2 protein-coding genes are annotated in these 1600 nt (G+C 62.8%); both read right to left on the bottom strand.

What is annotated here, in order from left to right:
* Window positions 1–1229: aspartate aminotransferase family protein (locus tag EN964_RS33990; RefSeq protein ID WP_245490727.1), on the bottom strand; the 1229-nt coding region annotated here is incomplete at its 3' end.
* An 86-nt stretch (window positions 1230–1315) separates the two neighbouring features.
* Window positions 1316–1600: aldehyde dehydrogenase family protein (locus EN964_RS33985; protein WP_127277400.1), on the bottom strand; the 285-nt coding region annotated here is incomplete at its 5' end.

The raw sequence follows: 1600 nt of genomic DNA, 5'->3' as shown, positions 1-1600 counted from the left end.
GTCATGGAGGTGGAAAGCGCGAAGAGTCCGTAACTCGCCGAAAGCACGCCGCGGTCGAGCAGACCCTTGTGGAACAGGTCGAGTTTCATGCGTACGGACGCACCCGGATAGACTGACCGGTAGTCCGTGATCGGCAACGCCGTGAAATGAACTTTGAAGAGCGAGCCGAGACCGACGCACTGCCCGTTGAGGCCATGGCGAGCAAGCGAGGCCGTGATGCCCTCGCGAAGCAGGCTGCCGATAGCGTCCAGATGCGCGAAGCTAGCCGGGGTCAACGCGCGCATCGCCGCCAGACCGGCTCGCATCGTCACCGGGTTCGCGGTGAAGGTGCCGCCATGCGGCAATGCGGGCTTGCCTTGTGTTGGATCGAACACCGCCATCACGTCGGCGCGGCCGCCGACGGCGCCGACCGGGAATCCTCCGCCGATGATCTTGCCGAGAGCCGTCAGATCGGGCGTGATGCTCCACAGGCCCTGCGCCCCCGAATAGCCAAGGCGGAGCGAGATCACCTCGTCGAAGATCACCAGCGAGCCGGCGGCATGAGCGATCTCGACCATCGCGTCGAGATAATCCTTTCGCGCGGGAATAAGTCCGGCGCGGTTCGGCATCGGGTCGATCAGAACACCCGCTATCGTGTCGCCATGCGCGTCGAAGACGGCACGCAGCGCCTCCGTATCGTTGAACGGCACCGCGATGACATCATCGAGAACTCCCTTCGGCGTGCCTTTCGCGTATGCCGTTGAGGCAGGCATGTCGCCCCAGTTGGCGGGCGAACTGTCCAGGCTGACTTCCGCGAAGTCGTAGGAGCCATGGTAGGCACCTTCGATCTTGACGATCTTCGACCGCTCGGTGAACGCCCGAGCCGCCTTGATCGCCATCATGACGCCTTCCGTGCCGGAGTTGGCGAAGCGAACCTGCTCGACTGACGGGAGGCGCTCCACCAACAGTTCAGCAAGATCAAGTTCGCTCTCGGTGGGCGCTCCGAAAGCCGATCCCCGGGGCATCTGGTCCACCACCGCGGCCGTGACGGCGGGATGGCCGTAGCCATGGATCATGGCCGTGAAATTGTTGATGCAGTCGTAGTAGACGTTTCCATCGACGTCCCAGACGCGGCAGCCCTCGCCGCGCTGGGCATAGATCGGAAACGGGTCGATGAAGACCGTTGTCCGGGTGTTTCCTCCCGGCATGACCTTGCGGGCCCGTTCGAACATCTCGCGGGACTTCGGCATTGAATCTGGATAGTGGCGCATAATCTTGTAAACCGATGAAGGAGACAGTCTTGGATGGCCGCGACGAAGGGCGCGACCTCTTTCGATCACTTGGTCATGATCGTGTGGCTCTGCTCGCGCAGGTACTGTGGCAGGAACCAGGAGCCGAGACCGCCCTTGCCGCTGACCCCGGTGCCCTTCCAGCCGCAGAATGGCTGCGCGCCTGGCCATGCACCCGTCGTTGCGCCGCTCGCACGGTTGGCATAGAGAACCCCCGCTTCGGCGGTGTCGAGGAAGTGACGCAACTCTTTTTGGTCGTTGGTAAAGATGCCGGCCGACAATCCGTAGGCGATGTCGTTGCCCTCTTCGATCGCGGCATCGAGACTATCAAA

Origin of the sequence: Mesorhizobium sp. M7A.F.Ca.CA.001.10.2.1, from assembly GCF_003998575.1 — a bacterium.
Taxonomy (GTDB): Bacteria; Pseudomonadota; Alphaproteobacteria; order Rhizobiales; family Rhizobiaceae; genus Mesorhizobium.
This window is presented reverse-complemented; position numbering and strand designations above follow the sequence as displayed.